Origin of the sequence: Bradyrhizobium sp. URHA0013 (assembly GCF_000518345.1) — a bacterium.
GTDB lineage: Bacteria > Pseudomonadota > Alphaproteobacteria > Rhizobiales > Xanthobacteraceae > Bradyrhizobium.
In genome coordinates this window covers 402,149-420,856 of sequence record NZ_JADK01000007.1, presented here as the reverse complement: position 1 = coordinate 420,856, position 18,708 = coordinate 402,149, and the positions used below count along the sequence as shown (strand labels likewise).

Sequence of the window (18,708 nt, the reverse complement as noted above, 5' to 3'; positions counted from 1 at the left end):
CTCGGGTGTTGGAGCAAGAGGCGGCCGCACCGCAAATCATGCTCATTTGAACCGCTTGATGGCCTTCCGGCGTGGTATCACGACCGGCAAAACGACAGAGGCCCCAATGGAACAACCGAGCGGACACGAGCAGAACGCCGATCAGATCGCCTACTGGAACGGTCCCAGCGGGCAGCGCTGGGCCGATCGCCATGCGGCGCAGGAGAGCCTGCTCGGACCCATTGCCGATGTGCTGATCGACCGCGCCAAGCCGAAGCCGGGGGAGCGCGTCCTCGACGTCGGCTGCGGCTCCGGCGCGACGACGTTCGCGTTCGCGAAGGTTGTCGCGCCTGATGGCTTCGCGCTCGGGCTCGACGTCTCCGAGCCGATGCTGTCGCAGGCGCGCGCGTTTGCGCCAAAGGGCCTGCCGCTCGATTTCGTGCTGGCGGATGCGACGGTGCATCGGTTCGAGCCGGCCAGTTTTGACCTGCTGGCCTCGCGGTTCGGCGTGATGTTCTTCGCTGACCCGATCGTGTCTTTCACCAACCTCCGCCGCGCATTGAAGCCGACGGGGCGGCTGGCGTTTGCCTGCTGGCGCGAGCCGAAGGAAAATCCCTGGATGATGGCGCCGCTGATGGCGGTCTACAAACACGTGCCCAAGATGCCGCCGGTCGGGCCGGACGAGCCGGGCCCGTTCGCCTTTGCCTCCGAAGAGCGCGTGACGCGCATCCTGAAAGGCGCGGGCTTCGTCGACGTCGCGATGGAACCGCACAATCTCGCGATGGATGTCGCGATCGGCGGCGGGCTCGATGCCGCGGTCGAGGGCTCGCTCCAGATCGGCCCCGCCAGCCGCGCGCTGCAAGGCCATCCGCCCGAGACGTATGCCGCGGCAAAAGCCTCGATCCGCGAGATGCTCGCCCCGTTCCTGAAGGGGTCGAGCGTGGCGCTCCAGGGTGCGATCTGGATCGTGACGGCGAAGGCGGCGTAGGCGCCGCTCTGTCCCCGTCATTGCGAGCGCAGCGCGCTGCGCTCGCAATGACGATGGGGACGCAGCCACGCAACTACCTCACACCACATCATCCGGCGCCAGCGCGCAGCCGTTGTCGGGATGCGTCTCGACCTGAAGGGTGGTGTGGCCGATGCGGTGGGAGCGCTTCAGCATCTGCGCCGTCTCCATCAGGAATGCATCGCCGGCGCCGGTGGGCATGACGAGATGGCAGGTCAGCGCCGTCTCGGTGGTCGAGATCGGCCAGACGTGGAGATCGTGGATCGCAGTGACGCCGGGCCGCTCCAGCAGTAGGATCTTGATTGCGGTAATGTCGGTGCCCCTGGGCGCGGCCGCCATCGACATGTCGATGGAGCCGCGGAGCAGGCTGGTGGTGCTCCAGAGAATGGTGGCGCAGATGACGAGGCTGGTGACGGGATCGAGCCAGAGCCAGTCGGTCCAGATGATCAGCGCCGCCGAGACCACGACGCCGAGCGAGACCGCGGCGTCGGCCGCCATGTGCAGATAGGCGCCTTCGATGTTGATGTCGTCCTTGCGCCCGCGCGCGAACAGCATGGCCGTAAAACCGTTGATGAGGATGCCGATGCCGGCGACCACCATGACGGTGATGCCGGCGACGGGCTCCGGTTCACGCAGGCGCAAAAACGCTTCCCAGCCGATCGCACCGGTCGCGACCAGCAGGAACACCGCGTTCGCCAGCGCCGCCAGGATGGTGGAGGCGCGCAGGCCATAGGTGAAGCGGCCGCTGGGCGCGCGCCGCGCCGCGATCGACGCGCACCAGGCCACGACCAGGCCGAGCACGTCGCTAAGGTTATGGCCGGCGTCCGCAAGCAGGGCGGTGGAGTTGCCGATATAGCCGTAGACGGCCTCGGCCAGGACCAGCGCGGTATTGAGCGTGATGCCGATCGCGAACGCCGTGCCGAAGCTGGCGGGCGCATGGGCATGGGCGTGGCCACCATGATCGTGATCATGGCCGTGGCTATGATCATCGTGATGATGGCCGTCATGGTCGTGGCTGCCCACCTCTAGCGCTCCCTGGACGCTGCCAAATCAGGCGCCATTGTAGGCGTTTCGGCAGCCCCGTCACGGCGGAACAGCACGTAGAGCGCCGGCAGCACCAGCAGCGTCAGCACGGTTGAGGAGATGATACCGCCGATCACCACAGTCGCGAGCGGCCGCTGCACCTCGGCGCCGGCCCCGGTAGCAAGGGCCATCGGCACGAAGCCGAGGGACGCGACCAGCGCCGTCATCAGCACCGGACGCAGGCGTGTCAGCGCGCCCTCGCGCACCGCGTCGGCAACGGGCTGGCCCTCGCTGCGCAGCCGCTCGATGAAGGCGATGATGACGAGCCCGTTGAGCACGGCGACGCCCGACAGCGCGATGAAGCCGACGCCGGCGCTGATGGACAGTGGGATGCCGCGCAGCAGCAGCGCCATGACGCCGCCGGTCAGCGCCAGCGGCACGCCGGAGAACACGAGGGCCGCATCCGCCGCCGATCCCATGCCCATGAACAGCAGCAGGAACACCAGCAGCAGCGCCACCGGCACCACGAGCGTCAGCCGCTTGGTGGCGGAGACCAGTTGCTCGAACTGTCCGCCCCAGCCGATCCAGTAGCCCGGTGGCAGCTTGACCTTCTCCGCGACGGCGTTCTGGGCCTCGGCGACAAAGGAGCGCAGATCGCGCCCGCGAACGTTGGCCATAACCACCACGCGACGCTTGCCGTTCTCGCGGCTGATCTGGTTGGGTCCCGGTGCGATCTCGATCGCCGCGACGGAGGACAGCGGGACGTAGCGCAACGCCGCGTTTCCGCCCGGCCATGCGGTCTTGGTGACGGCCGGTACATCCTCGCCCGGCGGCAGCGGGATCGGCAGCGACTTGATCGTGTCAGGGTCGGCACGCAGGCTTTCCGGCAGCCGCACCACGATGTCGAAGCGGCGATCGCCCTCGAACAGCTTTCCGACCGGCTTGCCGCCGATCGCGATCTCGACCACGTTCTGCACCTCGCTGAGGCTGAGGCCGTAGCGTGACAGCGCCTGGCGGTCGAGCCTGACGGTGAGGATCGGCAGGCCCGCAATCTGCTCGGTCTTGACGTCGGCCGCGCCCTCGATGGCGTGGACGACGCCGTTGACCTGCTGGGCGATGCCGGCAAGCACGTCGAGATCGTCGCCGAAGATCTTCACGCCGACGTCGCTGCGGATGCCGGCAATGAGCTCGTTGAAGCGCATCTGGATCGGCTGGGTCATGCCATAGGCCGTGCCGGGCAGGGTGTTGGCGGTGCGTTCGAGCTCGGCGATCACCTCGTCCTTGGGCTTGTCCGGGTCGGGCCATTCGTCGCGTGGCTTGAGCGTGACATAGGTGTCGGTCATATTCGGCGGCATCGGATCGTTGGCGATCTCGGCGGTACCAATCTTGGAGAAGATGGTCGCGACCTCCGGTACCTGCTTGATCGCCATTTCCAGCCGCAGCTGCATGCCGACGCTCTGGGTCAGGCTGGTGCCGGGAATCCGGATGGTTTCGATGGTAATGTCGCCTTCGTCGAGGCTCGGGATGAATTCGCCTCCCATGCGCGTCGCGGCGAAGACGCTGCCGGCAACGATCAGCATGGCGCCAAAGGCGACCATGCCGCGGTAGCGGATGGCGCGGTCGAGCAGCGGCAAATAGAACCGCTTGGCCGCTCTCATGAAGATGTTCTCCTTCTCCGAGACCTTGCCGGTGACGAAGATCGCAACCGCGGCCGGGACGAAGGTGATCGACAACAGCGCCGCGCCGGCGAGGGCCATCAGCACGGTCAGCGCCATCGGCGTGAACATCTTGCCCTCGGTCCCCGTCAGGGTCAGGACCGGCAGGTAGACCACGGCGATGATCAGCGTGCCGAACAGGCTCGGCTTGATGACCTCGCTGCTGCCGGCGCGGATTGTCTCCATCCTCTCCTCGAGCGACAGCAGCCGGCCGCGCCTGTGCTGCTCGGCAGCGAGCAACCGCAGACAGTTCTCCACGATGATGACCGCGCCGTCGACGATGATGCCGAAGTCGATCGCGCCGAGGCTCATCAGATTCGCGCTGACCTTGCTCTCGACCATGCCTGTGATCGTGAACAGCATGGAAAGGGGAATGACACAGGCGGTGATCAGCGCGGCGCGGATGTTGCCGAGGATCAGGAAAAGCACAGCGATCACCAGCGCCGCGCCCTCGACGAGATTCTTCTCGACGGTCTGGATGGTGGCTTCCACCAGATGCGTGCGGTCATAGACGGCGCGCGCGATCACGCCGTCAGGGAGCGATTTCGCGATCTCCGTGAGCCGGGCCTTCACGCGCTGGGCCACCGTGCGGCTGTTCTCGCCGATCAGCAGCATGGCGGTGCCGAGCACGGTTTCGCTGCCGTTTGCGGTTGCTGCGCCGGAACGCAGGTCCTGGCCCTCCTGGACGTCGGCGACGTCGCGGATACGCACCGGGACGCCGCCGCGCGAACCGATCACGATGTCGCGGATCTCCGCGATATTGGCGACCTGGCCCGGGGCGCGGACGAGATATTGCTCGCCGTTGCGCTCGATATAGCCGGCACCGACATTGGCGTTGTTGGCGGCCAGCGCCGTCATGATGTCGCGAAAGCCGAGTTTGTAGGCCATCAGCCGGCCGGGGATCGGCAGCACGTGGAACTGCCGCTCATAACCGCCGATCGAGTTGACCTCTATCACGCCGGGAATGGTGCGCAGTTGCGGCTTGATGATCCAGTCCTGGATGGTGCGCAGCTCCGTCGGCGTGAACTCGGCACCGGTCTGTGACTTCGCGCCGGCCTTGGCTTCGACGGAGTAGACATAGATCTCGCCAAGGCCGGTCGAGATCGGGCCCATCGCGACCTCGGTTCCGGCCGGAAGCTGGTCCTTCGCCTGCTGGATACGCTCGTTGACGAGCTGCCGCGCGAAGTAGATGTCGGTGCCGTCCTGGAATACGACGGTGACCTGGCTCAGGCCATAGCGTGAGATCGACCGGGTGTATTCGAGCTTGGGCAGCCCGCCCATCACGGTCTCGATCGGGAAGGTGATGCGCTGCTCGGATTCGAGCGGCGAGAGGCCCGGGGCACGGGTGTTGATCTGGACCTGCACGTTGGTGACGTCGGGGACCGCGTCGATCGGCAGGCGGGTGAAGTTCCAGGCGCCGAAGCCGCCGGCCGCGAGCGCGAACAGCAGGACCAGCCAGCGCTGCTGCAGCGAGACCGCGATGAGACGCTCAATCATGTTCGGCCTCGCCCTTGCCCATCTCCGCCTTCACGACGAAGCTGTTTTCCGCGACGTAATGCTCGCCGGCCGATAGACCGGCCCTGATCTCGACATGGCGCGGATCGGAATCGCCTAGCTCCACCGGACGCGCCTCGATCTTGTCGCCATCCTCGCGGACGAACACGATGGTCCGGTTCTCCAGGGTCTGGATCGCGCTTCGGCGCACGGCGACCGCGACGTTGCGTGCGGCGAGGATCAGCCGTGCCGTGACGAACAGGCCGGGACGCAAACGCCCGTCCGGATTTGGCAGCACCACGCGCGCCAGCGCGGTCTGGGTCTCGCTCGAGCCGATCGGGGCCATGTAGGAGATGGAGCCCTTGATCTCGCCGCGGCCGTCGTCGGGATCGATCAGCACCTCGTCGTTGAGGCGAACGCGCCGCAGATCCTGGCGGTAGATCGACAGGTCGACCCAGATGGTGGAGAGGTCGGCGACGACGAAGGCCGGCTTCTGCTCGGAGGCGTATTCGCCGAGCGAGATCTGCCGCTCGATGACCGTGCCGGCAAGCGGCGCCTTGAGCTCGTAGACGGTGAGGCTCTGGTTGCTCTCGATCGCGGCGAGCAGATCGTCCTTGCCGACCTTGTCGCCGATGCGCTTCTGGATCGATTTGGCGACGCCGGGAAAACGCGGCGTCACCTGCACCACGGCTTCCTGGTTGGCGCGCAGGATGCCGTTGAAGGCGAGCGTGTCGGTCAGCGTGACGCTCGCGGCTTCCGCCAGCGTCACGCCTGCGGCTGCAAGCTTGACGTCGGAGATGCGGATCCGGTCGGCGCCGTGCTCGTCCTGTTCGACATGGTCGTTCGGCTTCTCCGGCCTCTTGTCCGCGGCGTGTTCGGCATGCTCGACCCTTGTTGGGGCCAGCAGGGAATAGCAGTAAGCGCCAAGTGCGGCGGCAAACAATGCGACGAGGATGGTGGAGGACGTCTTCATCGTGCGCTCTCCCGCGCCAGCGTGAAGGGATTGCCGACGAGGCCTTCGATGGTCGCCACCCCCGCGTGGAAATTCTGCAGCGCCTCCTGCTCGCGCAGCCGCGCCTGGGTGACGCTGGCCTGCGCGTCGAGCACTTCGAGCAGGCTGAAGCGGCCCTGGCCGTAGCCTTGCGCGATGGCGTCCGACGCTTCGGTAGCCTTGGGAATGGCGCTCTCGCGCAGCACCGCGAGCTCGCGCAGCGAGCCCTGCAGCGAGTCGTAGGCGCGGCCCGCGACCACAATCAGCGTGTTGCGGTTGGCCTCGCGCTCGGCCTTGGTCTTGGCAAGGCTTTCCTGCGCCGAGAGGATATTGCCCTGGTTCTGGTCGAACACGGGGATCGGCACCGAGACGGTGAGGCGCGCCGCGTCGTCATTGGTCTCGTTGAAATGGCGCCAGCCGGCGGCGATCCGCACGTCGGGATAGGGCCGCAGCCGCGCCAGCAACAGCTCGGCGTTGCGCTGGGCATAGAGCGCGGTCCAGCGCACCAGCTGCGGATTGGCATCGATCGCGGCGACGACCGACTGGAATGTCGGCGGCCGTCCCATGGTGTCGAGCCGTCCGGAGACCTCGCCGAATTTCGGTGCCGCGTCGCCCATCAGGACCGCAAGCTCGCGCCGGGCGCTGGCCAGCGTCGCCTTGAAGCGCTCGCGGTCGGCCTTCACCAGGGCGGATGCCACTTCCGCACGGCCGGTCTCGGCCGGCGAGGAGGCGCCGGCCTCGACGCGGCGGCGCAAAAGCGGCGTCAGCCGATCGATGGCGGTGATCTGCTCGTCGAGGATCTGGATGCGCCGCTGTGCGCCGAGCACGCTGAGGAAGGCAATCGCGGTCTCCGACAGCACCTCCAGCCTGACGGCCTTGCGCTGGATCGCGGCGACCTCGATGCCGGCGACACCCGCGGCGATCCGCGCGTCGCGCTTGCCGAACAGCTCGAAGGCCTGGCTGATCTGCAGCGTGGTCTCGGCCGATCGCGTGCCGCGATAGATGCCGGACCCGAACGAATTGTCCTGTTCGTAGGTCAGCTCCGGATTGAGAAGCGCACCTGCCTGGATGCGCTGGCCCGTGGCGATGCCGACATCGCGCTCCGCCGCGGTCAGCCGCGGGCTCGTGGCCAGCGCGCGCGAGAGCGCGCTCCGCATCGTCAGAGTCTGGGCGTGAGATGGCGCAAGCGCCAATCCGACAATCAGACACGCTGCCGCGCACGCCAGGCGCGCGGCCATTCCCCTGTAAAACATGAAACCGACCTGTGAAGGATGAACCTCATGGGCGCGGAGCGCCCGACCAATCCGTTCAGGCTATCTGTTTGGGAGGCGGGGAGTCGGTATCGGGAATAATGCCGGCGAGCCGGGGTGCGCGTTGCGGGCGCGATGCGGACACGAGCCCGATCGATGCGGCCGGTGGCGCCGGCTGCGCCACCGTCACCGAGAAGCAGCCATGGCAATGATGACCGCCGATGGCCTTGTGGTCGTTGTGATCTCCCGGGCCGTCAAGGACGGCGCTGATCTCCGAGCCGCCACCGGGCGTGGTGACGTCGATGTCGTGCAGGCCATGCAGCGCTCCCGCGAGCAGGTAGACAACCGCGATCAGCACAGACAGCAGCCCGCGCCAGTGGCGCGGCGGGCATGATCCTGAGGGCTGGCGGTTTGCGAGCACGATTTCACTCTGGTTGCGGTCGGTGTCCGGCCTAGCATGGGGGCGGGAACAGTGTCGACCCGCAACATTGTTACGTCCCCTGGAACAATTGCCGCAGCGATTGCGAAGACGACAGCGCTTCTCATTGGCGCGTGATCAAGCTCAACTGGGCATCGGCTGACGTTCCGCTTGCTGCGTTCGGCACATCGCCGGCTTCGACCGTCACGACGGCGCGACAGCCGGCTTCCATGGCCCGTTCCAGCCATTTGATGGCTTCATCAATCCACTGGTCGTGGTGCTCGGGATCGGCGATCGCCTTCTCCCGGAATGCATCTGCCTGATGAAGGCACGCGGTTCTGCGATCCACGCCGCTCTCCCGATCCGGAGGTTCCACCCCTATCGCATCCTTGATGATCGGAGAGCCGGCGTCGTTAACATAGGACAGGAACCGGCGCCCAAAAAGAAAGCCCAGCCGGGACTGACCGGCTGGGGCTTTCGTGCTCACAAACTTCATCCTTGGGACTTGGACAGCTAATCGGCATCGCGCCGGTTCGTTCCCGCGGGCTCGGTCCAGTTTGGAACGTTCTTTCTTCGTTGTGATTAGCGACGAGGAGAAATCGAGGAGGACGGACTATGGACGGATTGATTTATCTCATCGGCTTGATCGTCGTCGTCATGGCGATCCTGTCGTTCTTCGGCCTGCGCTGAGAGAGCGGCGATGACGATGGAAACTCTCATACGGGAAGACATCATGGAAGGCGGCGGCGTCGCTGCCGATGACCGGAGCACCATTCAGTGGAGCTCGGTGATCGCAGGCGCGTTGGCTGCCGGCGCAATGTCGTTCATCCTGGTCGGCTTTGGAGTCGCCGTCGGCCTGGGCGTCAGTTCAGCCTCGCCGACATGGCGCGATGCATCGGCGGCGCTGGCTTTGCTGTCGGGGCTGTATCTGATCATCCAGGCGATTATCAGCTTCGGCTTCGGCGGCTATGTCGCCGGCCGGACAACGCGACCAGCCCCGACGATCACAACGATCGAAGACGACGGCGAACGGCGGGACGGGCTGCATGGCCTGATGTCCTGGGCGCTTGCCGTGCTGCTTGGTGCCGCTCTGCTCGCGATACTCGGCGCAGCTACGATTGATCGTTCGCCGATGCGCAGTTCGGCGAGCAATACCTCCGCCGCCGAGCCACTGTTGAGCTACGAGCTGGACAAGCTGTTTCGCGCGCCGCGGCGGCCCCCTAACACCGACCTCAGGGAAGCCCGCGCCGAAGCAGGACGCATCTTGATGACGTCATCGAGCCACAGCGGCATCAGCACCGATGATCGGACCTATCTGGTGCAGCAGGTGGCCGCGCTGACGGGACTCGCCGCTCCCGACTCGGAACGACGGGTCGACGCGCTGATCGCGGATTCAAGGACGGCGATCAATCGGGCGCGGCGTAATTCCATCATCGTCGCCTTCTCCGTTGCCGCAGCAACCCTGATCGGCGCTGCCGTGGCCTGGGCTGCGGCGGTGGCCGGCGGGCGGCACCGCGATGGAGAGCCGTTGCCGAACTGGATGGCAAGCTCGAACCGCTTCCATCGCTCTCCGCGCGCGATGCCGGTGCCCTGACGTGCAGGACGATGGCCGGGAGCGATCCCGGCCATGGTCTTTTGACGAGAGGCGCTAGGCCTTCTCCTCCCAGATCATGGCGAGGTGCACGATCGTCTGCACCGCCTTCTCCATGTCCTGCCGGCTGACCCATTCGAGCCGGGAGTGAAATGCGTGCTCGCCGGCGAAGATGTTGGGGCAGGGCAGGCCCATGAAGGAGAGGCGCGAGCCATCGGTGCCGCCGCGGATCGCGGTGCGCATCGGGCGCAGGCCGGCGCGGCGGATCGCTTCGATGGCGTATTCGAGAATGTGCGGGTGACGATCGATCACCTGCTTCATGTTGCGGTACTGCTCCCGCACCTCGAATGTGTAGGTCGAGCGCGGAAAATCCTTCATCACGTCCTTGACGATGTTCTCGAGCAGGATCTCCTTCTCCTTCAGCCCTTCCTCGGTGAAGTCGCGCACGATGAAGGAGAGCGTCGCCTGCTCCAGCGCGCCCTCGATGCCGATCGGATGCAGAAAGCCCTGCTTGCCTGATGTCGTCTCGGGCGAGCAGCCTTCGCGGGGCAGGCGCTCGACGATGGCGGCGGCGATCTTGATCGCATGCTCCATCTTGCCCTTGGCATAGCCGGGATGGGCGCTGACGCCGTTGATGGTGATGGTGGCGCCGTCCGCCGAGAAGGTCTCGTCCTCCACGCTGCCCGCGCTCTCGCCGTCCATGGTGTAGCCGAACTCGGCGCCGAGCTTCTTGATGTCGACATTGTCGACGCCGCGGCCGATCTCCTCGTCGGGCGTGAACAGGATCTTGATGGTGCCGTGCTTCACGTCCGGGTTGTTGATGAAGAAATGCGCGGCATCCATGATCTCGGCCACGCCCGCCTTGTTGTCGGCGCCGAGCAGGGTGGTGCCGTCGGTGGTGATGATGTCGTTGCCGATCTGGTTCTTCAGCGCCGGATGCTCGGCGAAGCGGATCACCTGGCTGGTGTCGCCCGGCAGCGTGATGTCGCCGCCGCGATAGTTCTTCACGACCTGCGGCTTGACGTTCTTGCCGGTAACGTCGGGCGAAGTGTCCATGTGCGAGCAGAAGCAGATCACCGGCACCTTCTTCGTCGTGTTCGCCGGGATCGTTCCGTAGACGTAGCCGTAATCGTCGAGATGCGCGTCCTCGACGCCCATCTGCCTGAGCTCGGCGGCGAGCACACGGCCGAGATCTTTCTGCTTCTCGGTCGAGGGCGAACTCGGGGATTCCGGATCGGACTGGGTGTCGATGGTGACGTAGCGCAGGAAGCGCTCGGTCACGGTATGCGAAAAGGTGAGGGAGGACATTTCTGGTCAAACCGCCGGGTCAGGGGAGAGGGGCGGTATACCAGAAAAGCAGGGCGCGGTGAGGCCGGAGGACGCTGATCAGGCTTAACGAAACGTGAGGGGTCAGATCGCCTCTTTCAGTTCCTTGACCGGGCGGAAGGCGACCTTCTTGCTGGCCTTGATGTGGATGGGCTCGCCGGTGGCGGGATTGCGGCCGGTGCGGGCGGCGCGCTTGCGAACCTGGAGGATTCCAAGCCCGACGATCCGGACACGGTCGCCCTTCTTCAGGTGCTTGGTGATCAGGTCGACCATGTCGGTCAGAACGGCCTCAGCGCGCTTCTTCGACAGGTCCTGGCTCTCCGCAATGTCGGCAGCGAGGTGCTTGAGCGTGATGGTGGCGGGAGCGGCAGCCTTCTTCGCCATATCTGGCCTCCTCGATGCTTGCCGGTGGTCGGGTGACGATCCCTGAACCGCCAAGTTCCGGAGGCGTAGACGATTCGGGACCGGACTGACTACGCCGCCGGCATGAGCGCGGGTCACGTCCGTGCGCGCCCTCGACGGAAATCCGCCCCGTTCAGGCTGTGGACGCAACATCCTTGACTTCAACAGGTCCGGCCTTTAAGTCCCCCCTCGTTCCGCAGACATTTGCGTGTCACGCGGGAGTAGCTCAGTTGGTTAGAGCGCCGGCCTGTCACGCCGGAGGTCGCGGGTTCGAGCCCCGTCTCTCGCGCCATTTTTGGCAATCCTTTCATACCCTTACCTTCAATCCTGATCTCGCTTCGATCCCGGGTCGCGCGCGCCCCCGACTTCCGCATGCTTTGTTGTCTTCGACCCGCGCAAAATTCCCTCGCCCGCGCGACGGTCGCCAGACGCTCGAGTTGATCGCGCCGTTGATCACATGGTACCGCTCAATCCGGGATTGTTCGGATCGAGTTGATGCAGGCAGCCGATTTCAGCGCGACGTTGCAAAATTTGTTCGCGAAGGGCGTGCGCTACGGGACCGTGATCGATCTGGGCTGCGCCGACGGGCACTTCGTGCTCAACCATCAGTCGTGCCTCAGCGCGCGGTGCCACTGAACGTCGACGCTAACAGGATCTACGAGGACTCCCTCAAGGCGATCAAGGAGGTGCTTGGCGGGCACTATCGCATTTGCGCCATCACCGACCACGAGGGCGAGATCGAGATCACGGAATCCGTGCATCCTTACTGGTCATCGCTGCGTCCCGCGGGCGACGTCTACTGGTCGCGGGTCAACGACCTCACCACCAGCAAGGTGAAAGTACCGGCGACGACGCTTGATGCGCTGGTCGAAGAGCTGTCGCTCAAGCCGCCGTTCCTGCTCAAGCTCGACGTGCAGGGCGCGGAACAGGCCGCGCTGAAGGGCGCGCGCGACGTGCTCGAGAATTGCAGCGTGGTCGTCTGCGAGACCGACGTTGACGACTTCCAGGACATCAACGCGATGCTGCTGGCCGCAGGTTTCTTCCTCTACGATTTGACGACGCTGCAGCGCCTGCGCGACGGAACGCTCGGCTGGTTCTACCCGGTCTATGTCAGCGGCAAGCTCGCCCATCTGAAGCCGCAGGCGTTCTGGGACGCCGGCGACTATGCTGCCGTGATCGGCGTGCAGGAGACGCGCCGCAAGATGATCCTGGAGCAGAACAGGTAGGCCCTCAACCGGCTGCGTTATGGGCAGAGCGGTGTCGGCCGCAACGATCCCTGTCCTTGCGGTTCAGGCGAGAAATTCAAGCACTGCTGCGGCAGCTATTGACCCGCTTCATGTTGGCTCACTCGCTCGTCGCCTGAATTCAGAAAGGCCGCCCGAAGGCGGCCATTTGGTATCAAACCGGACCTTTTCGTCCTCAGCGGATCTCCGACGTCCCGGCGCTGGTGACGACGACCGGCTTGCCGGCCTTGATCACGTGGGCGGACTGGGCGGTCTGGCTGTAATCGGCATTGGTGCGAGCTGCGATCCCGAAGGCGGCCACCGTGATTCCGGCTACCAGCGCCACCACCACGACCTTCAGGTGGGTCGCACGATCAGCAGAGTGAATGGAGTGGTTCATCTGAGCCTCCCGACGGGCTTTGCCGCCGTCTATGGCTCTTCTTGTAAGGACCGTCTGTTTCCGGATGGTTTCGCGGGTTCCGCAAAATGGTTTCATCTCCCCGCGAGCGGGTTTCGCCAGGGAGAGGCGTCCGGGGCCGGCGTCAGGCTGCGGCCCGGCCGATATCGTCCCGGATCGAGCGCGCCGCCCAAACGAACAGGAGCGCCCCCAGCGTGGTCGTGACCGCCGCCGAGAGCAGGGAATAGCGCACCGCGTCGGCGCCGTAAGCGCCCTTCAGGGCGTCGTTGACCATGCCCACAGCGAGCGGGCCGACGCCCTGGCCGAAGCAGGTGGCGGTGAGCGCGATCAGGGCAGAGGCCAGCGCCCGCATGCTCGGCTTCGCCACCGTCTGCGCGATCGCGAAGATCGGTCCGAGGTGGAAGCCGACCAGGAACGAGGTTAGCGCCAGCATGGCTACCATCATCGCAAAGTCCTGCGTCAGCATGCACAGCGCGAACACCGGGCCGGCAAGGCCCGAGGTGATGGCGGGCGCCCACAGCTTCCAGCGGTCGTCGCGGCGGCTGATCTGCGCCACCACGAAGCCGCCGAGCAGGGTGCCGGCCATGCCGGCGAGCCCCTTGAAGGTGCCGGCATAGGTGCCGATCTCGGCGCTCGACAGATGGTGCACGCGCGCGAGGAACGGCGGGATCCAGGCCGCGGTCGCGTAGTTCGTGTAAGTGGTGAGACAGAAGCCGATCAACACGATGATGAAGCTCTGCTGCGAGGCCAGGAAACGCAGCGTCGGCCCGAGCGGCTCAGGCACGAAATTCTCCTGCATGGCGCCGCGCTTCGGCTCGGAGATCGTCAGCCACAGGACAATAGCGAGCAGGATGCCGGGGAGGCCCGCGACGTAGAACGCCATCCGCCAGCCATAGTGCTGGTTGATGTAGCCGCCGACGAAATAGCCGAGGAAGACGCCGAGATAAGTGCCGACGGCGTAGATGCCGAGCGCGCGCGGACGCTCGTTCTTGGCGAAAAGATCAGCGACGATGGATTGCGAGGCGGGCGAGCCTGCGGATTCGCCGATGCCGACGCCGATCCTCGCCAGCGCCAGCGACGTGACGCTCGAAGCAGCGCCGCACAACGCCGTCATCGCGCTCCAGAACGCAAAGGCGACGGCGACGATGTTGCGCCGGTTGAGCCGGTCGGCGACGCGCGCGATGGGAATGCCGAGCAGGGAATAGAACAGGGCGAAGCCGAAGCCCGCGAGCAGGCCCATCATGGTGTCGCTGAGCTGGAACTCCTTCTTGATAGGCTCGATCAGCACGTTGAAGATCGTGCGGTCGAGGAAGTTCAGCGCGTAGATGATCGTGAGCAGGCCCAGCACGTAATAGCGCCGCGCCGGGGGTTTTGCCGTCGCGGCCGTTTGCACCGACATTTGTGATGTCACATCGACCATCGCTTCCCCCAATTAGTCTTTGTTATCGTTGTCGGTCCAGCTTTGATTGGAGCTGGCTGTTTCACGCGTCGCGGATGTAATTCCCCGCTTCGAATTCGACCCGAGGCGCGCTCACATCGAACGAGATTCCGATCGGATCGCGGCCTGCTTCCATCGCCTCGAGCTGCTCGCTCAGCATGCGCCGGATCAAGAGGATGCCGCGGTCGCTCTGGCCGAAATGCTCCTCGGAATGGATGGTCTGCGGGCCCTGGCCGACCTGGGCTTCATAGTCGCCGGGAAATTGCTGGTGCTCTTCCTCGGTCATGTCCCACCAGAATTTGCCGTTGAATTTCGAGCGCATGCGCCCGATGTCGCCGGGGTTCTTGACGCGGCCGGCGACGTAGATGCGGAACGAGGTGTCGTCGATCGGCAGCGTCCAGCCGATCGACTCGACACGGGCGAACTGCGCCACGCGCGGATTTGGCACGACGCGCAAGGTGGGGAGCGCCGCCTCGGTGACGCGGTAAAACACCTTGCCGTCATCCTGCTTGCGGATCGAGCGCACGGCGATCCCGCGCGGCGTCTTGTCGAACGTCACCTCCGGCATCGATGCCATCATGTTGGTGAATTGCGGACCCGAGAAGGAGCCGTGCAGCACCGGCACGTGGTAGGGATCGACCACGTTCTCGAAATGCTGGAGCCAGTTGCAGGGGATGATCGCGGGACCACCGCCGCCGATCGAGGAATCGTCCGCCTCCACGAACTCGCCGTCGTCCATGGTCTCCAGGCATTCATAGGCCGGCAGCACCGGGCGTTTCTCGGCCGGGCCCATATAGGCGAAGATCAGCCCGTAGCGTTCCTCGACTGGATACCAGGGCTGCCGCACCTTGTCCTTGAACTGGCCGCCGTCGGGCTCGCAGGGTTGCTCCAGGCAACGACCCTCGGTGTCGAACTTCCAGCCGTGATAGCAGCAGCGGATGCCGTCCTCTTCGACCTTGCCGTAATAGAGCGTGGTGCCGCGGTGGCAGCAGCGGGCGTGGAGCAGTCCGGCGCGGCCGTGCTTGTCGCGGAACAGCACCAGATCCTCGCCGAGCGCGCGAACCTTTTTCGGGGTGTCGGTGGCATCGCTGATGAGCCCGACCGGATGCCAGTAGCGTCGCAGCAGTTCGCCCATCGGCGTGCCGCGCACGACCGAGGTGAGCTCGGTGCGCGTGTGCGCCGGCTTCATCGCATAGGCCGTGCCGAGATCGCGATCTCGCTGGGTGATGGTCATGCTGATCCTCCCGCTGTCGGCCTTGCTGGCTCGGCTTGTGACGCCCTGAACACCAGTGAAGGGCTGATCGATGACAATGTCAACGATTTTCCAAATGCCTCTTAATCGCATTCGGATCAGGCTGGGGAGGTTGCGCTACCAAGACTTGGCACGCCGCGGCTTTCTTGGCAGAGGTGGATCATGAGCCAGACATCAAGCAGGGCCGGGCGCGCATCGTCCGATGCGGACGAAAGTCAGTCGCCGGCGCCGATCACTGTCATGCTGTCGTCGCGGCTGATGGTGCTGGCCAATTTGCTCAAGCGCGGCGCCATCCTGCGCTACAAGCGTCTCGCCGGATTGTCCTCGGTCGAGTTTGGCCTGGTCGCCTCGCTCGGCCGGCGGCCGCCGATGAGCGTGGCGCGGCTTGCGGAAGCTGTCGGCCAGGACAAGGGGCAGATCAGCCGCGCGCTTGCGGAACTCGTCTCGCGCAAGCTGATCGCGAAATCAGCGAACCCGAAAGACAGCCGCGAGGTTCTGGTCTCGCTGACCGCAACCGGCCTTGCGGCGCATGATGCGATCGTCGCCGGTGCGCAGGAGCGCAATCGGCGCCTGCGCAAACATCTGAGCGAAGCCGAGTTCGAGGCGCTGCTGCAGCAGGTCGATCAATTGACGACGATCGCTGCCGAGATGCTCGAGAGCGAGAAGACTTCGCGCTGACGTTTCGGCAATCCGGGACATGTTGGATCGCTTCCAAGAATCTTTCCAAGAACACTTCCAAGACTCTTTCCAAGAACACTTCCAAGACTCTTTCTAAGAGGCTTTCAATTAGGGAATTCGCGCGCGCTCCCCTAAGCGTCACCGCAAGCGCATGCCGTCATGGGACTGACGGCATGGGCAAATCAAAACACGCAGTTTTGGGGTTGCGCGTTGAACAGTCTTGGAATGCTGCGGTCGGCCGTATTGGCGATCGCATCCGCTTGGGTTTTGGTGCCGCAGGCATCGCTTGCACAATCTCCTGCGCAGAGTGGCGCGCAGAACATTCCGTCGGTCACCGTCACCGCGCCGGAAGCGCGCCGCCGGGCGGCGCCCTCCGTCCAGCGCCGCGCGCCGCGATCATCCCAGCAGACCGCCAACCGAAGCAAGCCGCAGCCGCAGCGCAATGTCGGTTCCGTGGAGACCCCGCTCGGCCCGGTGCACGGCTACGTCGCCGGCCGCAGCTCGTCCGGCACCAAGACCAACACGCCGATCATGGAGACGCCGCAGGCGGTGTCGGTGATTGGCGCGGAGCAGATCCGCGACCAGAAGGCGAACAAGCTCGACGAAGTCCTGCGCTATACCGCCGGCGTCCGCGCCGGGACCTTCGGCGCGGACACGCGCAACGACTGGTGGCTGATCCGCGGCTTCAAGTCCGACGACGTCGGACTGTTTCTCGACGGCATGCAGCTGTTCTACACGTCCTATGCGAGCTGGAAGCTCCAGGCGCCCAACATGGAGCGCGTCGAGGTGCTGCGCGGTCCGTCGGCCGTGCTCTATGGCGGATCGAGCCCGAGCGGCATCGTCAACGTCATCAGCAAGATGCCGCCCGCGGAGCCCGTCCGCTTCATCGAGACCGGCGTCAACAATTTCGGCAACGCCTATGTTGGCTTCGATGTCGGCGGTCCGGTCGCGACCCAGCCCGAAAACGGCAAGTTGTTCTACCGCGTCGTCGGCCAGGTCCAGAACGGCCCGACGCAGGTCAATTTCACCCCGGACAACAACTACTTCATCGCGCCGTCGGTGACCTGGAAGCCGGACGCCGACACGACGTTCACGGTGCTGGCTTCAGCTTCCCGGCAGGAAACCCGTGGCATCAACTTCCTGCCCTATGAGGGCACGGTGACCAACGCTCGGTTCGGCAAGATCCCCACCAGCTTTTTCGCCGGCGATCCCAGCGTCGACAAGTTCACGCGCGAGCAGGAGATGCTCGGCTACCAGTTCGAGCGCAACCTCACCGACGATCTGACGTTCCGGCAGAATGCGCGCTTTGCCCACGTCGATGTGACCTATCGCGGCTACGTCGGCAATAATTGGGCTGACATCAACACGGCCAATCTCGGTCGCTATAATTGGTATGCGAAGAACACCGCCAACCAGGCCAATCTCGACAATCAGCTGGAGTACCGCTTCAACACCGGCGCGGTGCGGCACACGATGCTGTTCGGGGTCGATTTGAAGGGCTATCAGATCGACGACTATCAGGCTTTCAACTTCGGCACCGTTCCTTCGATCAACGTCTTCAATCCCGCCTATGGATTTGACATTCCGTTGACGGGCACACCGTTCCGCAACTTTCAGATCACGCAGAAGCAGGCCGGCACCTATCTTCAGGACCAGATGAAGCTCGGCAACTTCACGCTGGTGCTGAGCGGCCGCAACGATTGGGTCGAGACGACGCAGGCTGGCCGGGATACCGGCGCCACGCTCGCCAGCCGCGACGACAGCAAGTTCAGCGGGCGCGCCGGGCTGATCTACAATTTCGACAACGGCATCGCGCCCTATGTGTCTTACGCCACGAGCTACAATCCGATCATTGGCCTCAACGCGCAGAACCAGCTGTTCCTGCCGGAGACCGGCCAGCAAGCGGAAATCGGCGTGAAGGTCGCGCCGCGGGGATTTGACGGCTACTTCACCGCCTCGGTGTTCGACCTGAAGCGCCAGAACGTGGCAACCACTGATCCTGTCGTCACGACCTTGCAGAACCAGACCGGCGAGGTGACATCGCGCGGCATCGAGCTCGAAGCGGTGGCGAACGCCACGCGTGAGCTGAAGCTGATCGGCTCGTTCACGGCCTACCATTTGTTCAACAGCAGGGATCTGGACCCGGCGCTGGTGGGCAAGACCCCGACCAGCACGCCTGAGCTCCTGGTGTCGGGCTGGGCGGACTACACCTTCAAGGACGGGCCGCTCGCAGGGTTCAGCTTCGGCGGCGGTGTCCGCTATGTCGGTTCGTCGTGGGCGGATACCGCCAATACCCTCGAGGTTCCCGCGGTCGTGCTCGGCGATCTCGCGCTCCACTACGAATGGCAGAACTGGCGCACGGCGCTGAACCTGGTCAATCTGACCGACAAGATCTACGTCGCGAGCTGCGCGGCGGCGTCCTCCTGCTTCTACGGCGACCGCCGGCGCGTCACTGCCAGCGTCTCCTACAAATGGTGAGGCAAATGGCGAGAACAGGCGAGGGA

Annotated in this window: 18 protein-coding genes and 1 tRNA gene; 8 read left to right on the top strand and 11 right to left on the bottom strand. The window is 65.0% G+C overall.

All coding sequences use genetic code 11. The features are described 5' to 3' along the window. Positions 1–106 precede the first annotated feature (106 nt). Entirely contained in the window at positions 107–967 is an 861-nt protein-coding gene (locus N551_RS0112175; protein ID WP_027567216.1) for a class I SAM-dependent methyltransferase, read from the top strand. Between the two features lie 78 nt (positions 968–1,045). Here N551_RS0112175 and N551_RS0112170 read toward each other — a convergent pair whose 3' ends face one another. The 6 genes from N551_RS0112170 to N551_RS39245 form a co-directional block, all read right to left on the bottom strand. Beyond that, positions 1,046–2,008, bottom strand: a complete 963-nt coding sequence (locus tag N551_RS0112170) for a cation diffusion facilitator family transporter (protein WP_027567215.1) — start codon at positions 2,006–2,008, stop codon at positions 1,046–1,048. A 2-nt stretch (positions 2,009–2,010) separates the two neighbouring features. Then, the gene (ihpC, locus tag N551_RS0112165) at positions 2,011–5,220 is read right to left on the bottom strand and encodes a divalent metal ion exporter subunit IhpC (RefSeq protein ID WP_027567214.1); all 3,210 of its coding nucleotides are present in this window, start codon (positions 5,218–5,220) and stop codon (positions 2,011–2,013) included. Next, positions 5,213–6,190 carry a divalent metal ion exporter adaptor subunit IhpB gene (gene ihpB / locus N551_RS0112160; RefSeq protein WP_027567213.1) on the bottom strand — a complete coding sequence of 326 codons (978 nt, stop codon included), beginning with the start codon at positions 6,188–6,190 and terminating at the stop codon, positions 5,213–5,215. The genes ihpC and ihpB overlap by 8 nt, the downstream gene beginning before the upstream one ends. Then, entirely contained in the window at positions 6,187–7,461 is a 1,275-nt protein-coding gene (gene ihpA, locus N551_RS0112155; RefSeq protein ID WP_027567212.1) for a divalent metal ion exporter subunit IhpA, read from the bottom strand. Before ihpA ends, ihpB begins: the two co-directional genes overlap by 4 nt. Before the next feature lie 55 nt (positions 7,462–7,516). After that, a complete protein-coding gene (locus tag N551_RS0112150; RefSeq protein WP_027567211.1) occupies positions 7,517–7,879 on the bottom strand; it encodes a hypothetical protein in 363 nt (120 codons plus the stop codon). A 121-nt stretch (positions 7,880–8,000) separates the two neighbouring features. Continuing rightward, the gene (locus N551_RS39245) at positions 8,001–8,363 is read right to left on the bottom strand and encodes a hypothetical protein (protein WP_245287762.1); all 363 of its coding nucleotides are present in this window, start codon (positions 8,361–8,363) and stop codon (positions 8,001–8,003) included. 213 nt (positions 8,364–8,576) lie between these two features. Between N551_RS39245 and N551_RS0112140 the strand changes: the two genes are divergently transcribed. Beyond that, the gene (locus tag N551_RS0112140) at positions 8,577–9,470 is read left to right on the top strand and encodes a hypothetical protein (protein ID WP_027567209.1); all 894 of its coding nucleotides are present in this window, start codon (positions 8,577–8,579) and stop codon (positions 9,468–9,470) included. A 54-nt stretch (positions 9,471–9,524) separates the two neighbouring features. Here the strand turns inward: N551_RS0112140 and pepT are convergent, their stop codons facing one another. Further along, positions 9,525–10,775, bottom strand: coding sequence for a peptidase T (gene pepT / locus N551_RS0112135; RefSeq protein ID WP_027567208.1), 1,251 nt, complete (start codon positions 10,773–10,775; stop codon positions 9,525–9,527). Positions 10,776–10,877: 102 nt separating this feature from the next. Next, positions 10,878–11,231, bottom strand: coding sequence for an HU family DNA-binding protein (locus N551_RS39535; protein WP_256468853.1), 354 nt, complete (start codon positions 11,229–11,231; stop codon positions 10,878–10,880). Between the two features lie 179 nt (positions 11,232–11,410). Between N551_RS39535 and N551_RS0112125 the strand changes: the two genes are divergently transcribed. The 4 genes from N551_RS0112125 (at position 11,411) to N551_RS39235 (ending at position 12,523) form a co-directional block, all read left to right on the top strand. Continuing rightward, a tRNA-Asp gene (locus N551_RS0112125) sits at positions 11,411–11,487 on the top strand. A gap of 203 nt (positions 11,488–11,690) precedes the next feature. Further along, positions 11,691–11,831, top strand: coding sequence for a hypothetical protein (locus N551_RS39240; protein WP_245287761.1), 141 nt, complete (start codon positions 11,691–11,693; stop codon positions 11,829–11,831). Beyond that, positions 11,822–12,421: an FkbM family methyltransferase gene (locus N551_RS35350; protein ID WP_245287760.1), complete on the top strand. Its 600-nt coding sequence runs from the start codon at positions 11,822–11,824 to the stop codon at positions 12,419–12,421. Before N551_RS39240 ends, N551_RS35350 begins: the two co-directional genes overlap by 10 nt. Positions 12,422–12,433: 12 nt before the next feature. Further along, positions 12,434–12,523 carry an SEC-C metal-binding domain-containing protein gene (locus N551_RS39235; RefSeq protein ID WP_245287764.1) on the top strand — a complete coding sequence of 30 codons (90 nt, stop codon included), beginning with the start codon at positions 12,434–12,436 and terminating at the stop codon, positions 12,521–12,523. 91 nt (positions 12,524–12,614) lie between these two features. On the opposite strand, the gene N551_RS0112115 is transcribed toward N551_RS39235, so the two are convergent. From N551_RS0112115 to N551_RS0112105, 3 genes are all read right to left on the bottom strand, one after another. After that, positions 12,615–12,818, bottom strand: coding sequence for a hypothetical protein (locus N551_RS0112115; RefSeq protein ID WP_027567206.1), 204 nt, complete (start codon positions 12,816–12,818; stop codon positions 12,615–12,617). A 142-nt stretch (positions 12,819–12,960) separates the two neighbouring features. Further along, positions 12,961–14,256 carry an MFS transporter gene (locus N551_RS0112110; RefSeq protein WP_027567205.1) on the bottom strand — a complete coding sequence of 432 codons (1,296 nt, stop codon included), beginning with the start codon at positions 14,254–14,256 and terminating at the stop codon, positions 12,961–12,963. Positions 14,257–14,317: 61 nt separating this feature from the next. Continuing rightward, on the bottom strand, positions 14,318–15,508 hold the full coding sequence (locus N551_RS0112105) for an aromatic ring-hydroxylating dioxygenase subunit alpha (protein ID WP_027567204.1): 1,191 nt from the start codon (positions 15,506–15,508) through the stop codon (positions 14,318–14,320). Positions 15,509–15,688: 180 nt separating this feature from the next. On the opposite strand from N551_RS0112105, the gene N551_RS0112100 reads away from it, so the two are divergent. After that, complete coding sequence (locus N551_RS0112100; protein ID WP_027567203.1) at positions 15,689–16,204, top strand: MarR family winged helix-turn-helix transcriptional regulator; 516 nt, start codon at positions 15,689–15,691, stop codon at positions 16,202–16,204. Between the two features lie 225 nt (positions 16,205–16,429). Then, the gene (locus tag N551_RS0112095; RefSeq protein ID WP_027567202.1) at positions 16,430–18,682 is read left to right on the top strand and encodes a TonB-dependent siderophore receptor; all 2,253 of its coding nucleotides are present in this window, start codon (positions 16,430–16,432) and stop codon (positions 18,680–18,682) included. Positions 18,683–18,708 lie beyond the last annotated feature (26 nt).

Excerpts from the sequence above, each read along its gene's own strand:
- N551_RS0112175 (WP_027567216.1), top strand. The coding sequence starts at position 107 with ATGGAACAACCGAGCGGACACGAGCAGAACGCCGATCAGATCGCCTAC.
- ihpC (WP_027567214.1), bottom strand. The coding sequence starts at position 5,220 with ATGATTGAGCGTCTCATCGCGGTCTCGCTGCAGCAGCGCTGGCTGGTC.
- ihpB (WP_027567213.1), bottom strand. The coding sequence starts at position 6,190 with ATGAAGACGTCCTCCACCATCCTCGTCGCATTGTTTGCCGCCGCACTT.
- ihpA (WP_027567212.1), bottom strand. The coding sequence starts at position 7,461 with ATGTTTTACAGGGGAATGGCCGCGCGCCTGGCGTGCGCGGCAGCGTGT.
- N551_RS0112140 (WP_027567209.1), top strand. The coding sequence starts at position 8,577 with ATGACGATGGAAACTCTCATACGGGAAGACATCATGGAAGGCGGCGGC.
- pepT (WP_027567208.1), bottom strand. The coding sequence starts at position 10,775 with ATGTCCTCCCTCACCTTTTCGCATACCGTGACCGAGCGCTTCCTGCGC.
- N551_RS39240 (WP_245287761.1), top strand. The coding sequence starts at position 11,691 with ATGCAGGCAGCCGATTTCAGCGCGACGTTGCAAAATTTGTTCGCGAAG.
- N551_RS0112115 (WP_027567206.1), bottom strand. The coding sequence starts at position 12,818 with ATGAACCACTCCATTCACTCTGCTGATCGTGCGACCCACCTGAAGGTC.
- N551_RS0112110 (WP_027567205.1), bottom strand. The coding sequence starts at position 14,256 with ATGGTCGATGTGACATCACAAATGTCGGTGCAAACGGCCGCGACGGCA.
- N551_RS0112105 (WP_027567204.1), bottom strand. The coding sequence starts at position 15,508 with ATGACCATCACCCAGCGAGATCGCGATCTCGGCACGGCCTATGCGATG.
- N551_RS0112100 (WP_027567203.1), top strand. The coding sequence starts at position 15,689 with ATGAGCCAGACATCAAGCAGGGCCGGGCGCGCATCGTCCGATGCGGAC.
- N551_RS0112095 (WP_027567202.1), top strand. The coding sequence starts at position 16,430 with ATGCTGCGGTCGGCCGTATTGGCGATCGCATCCGCTTGGGTTTTGGTG.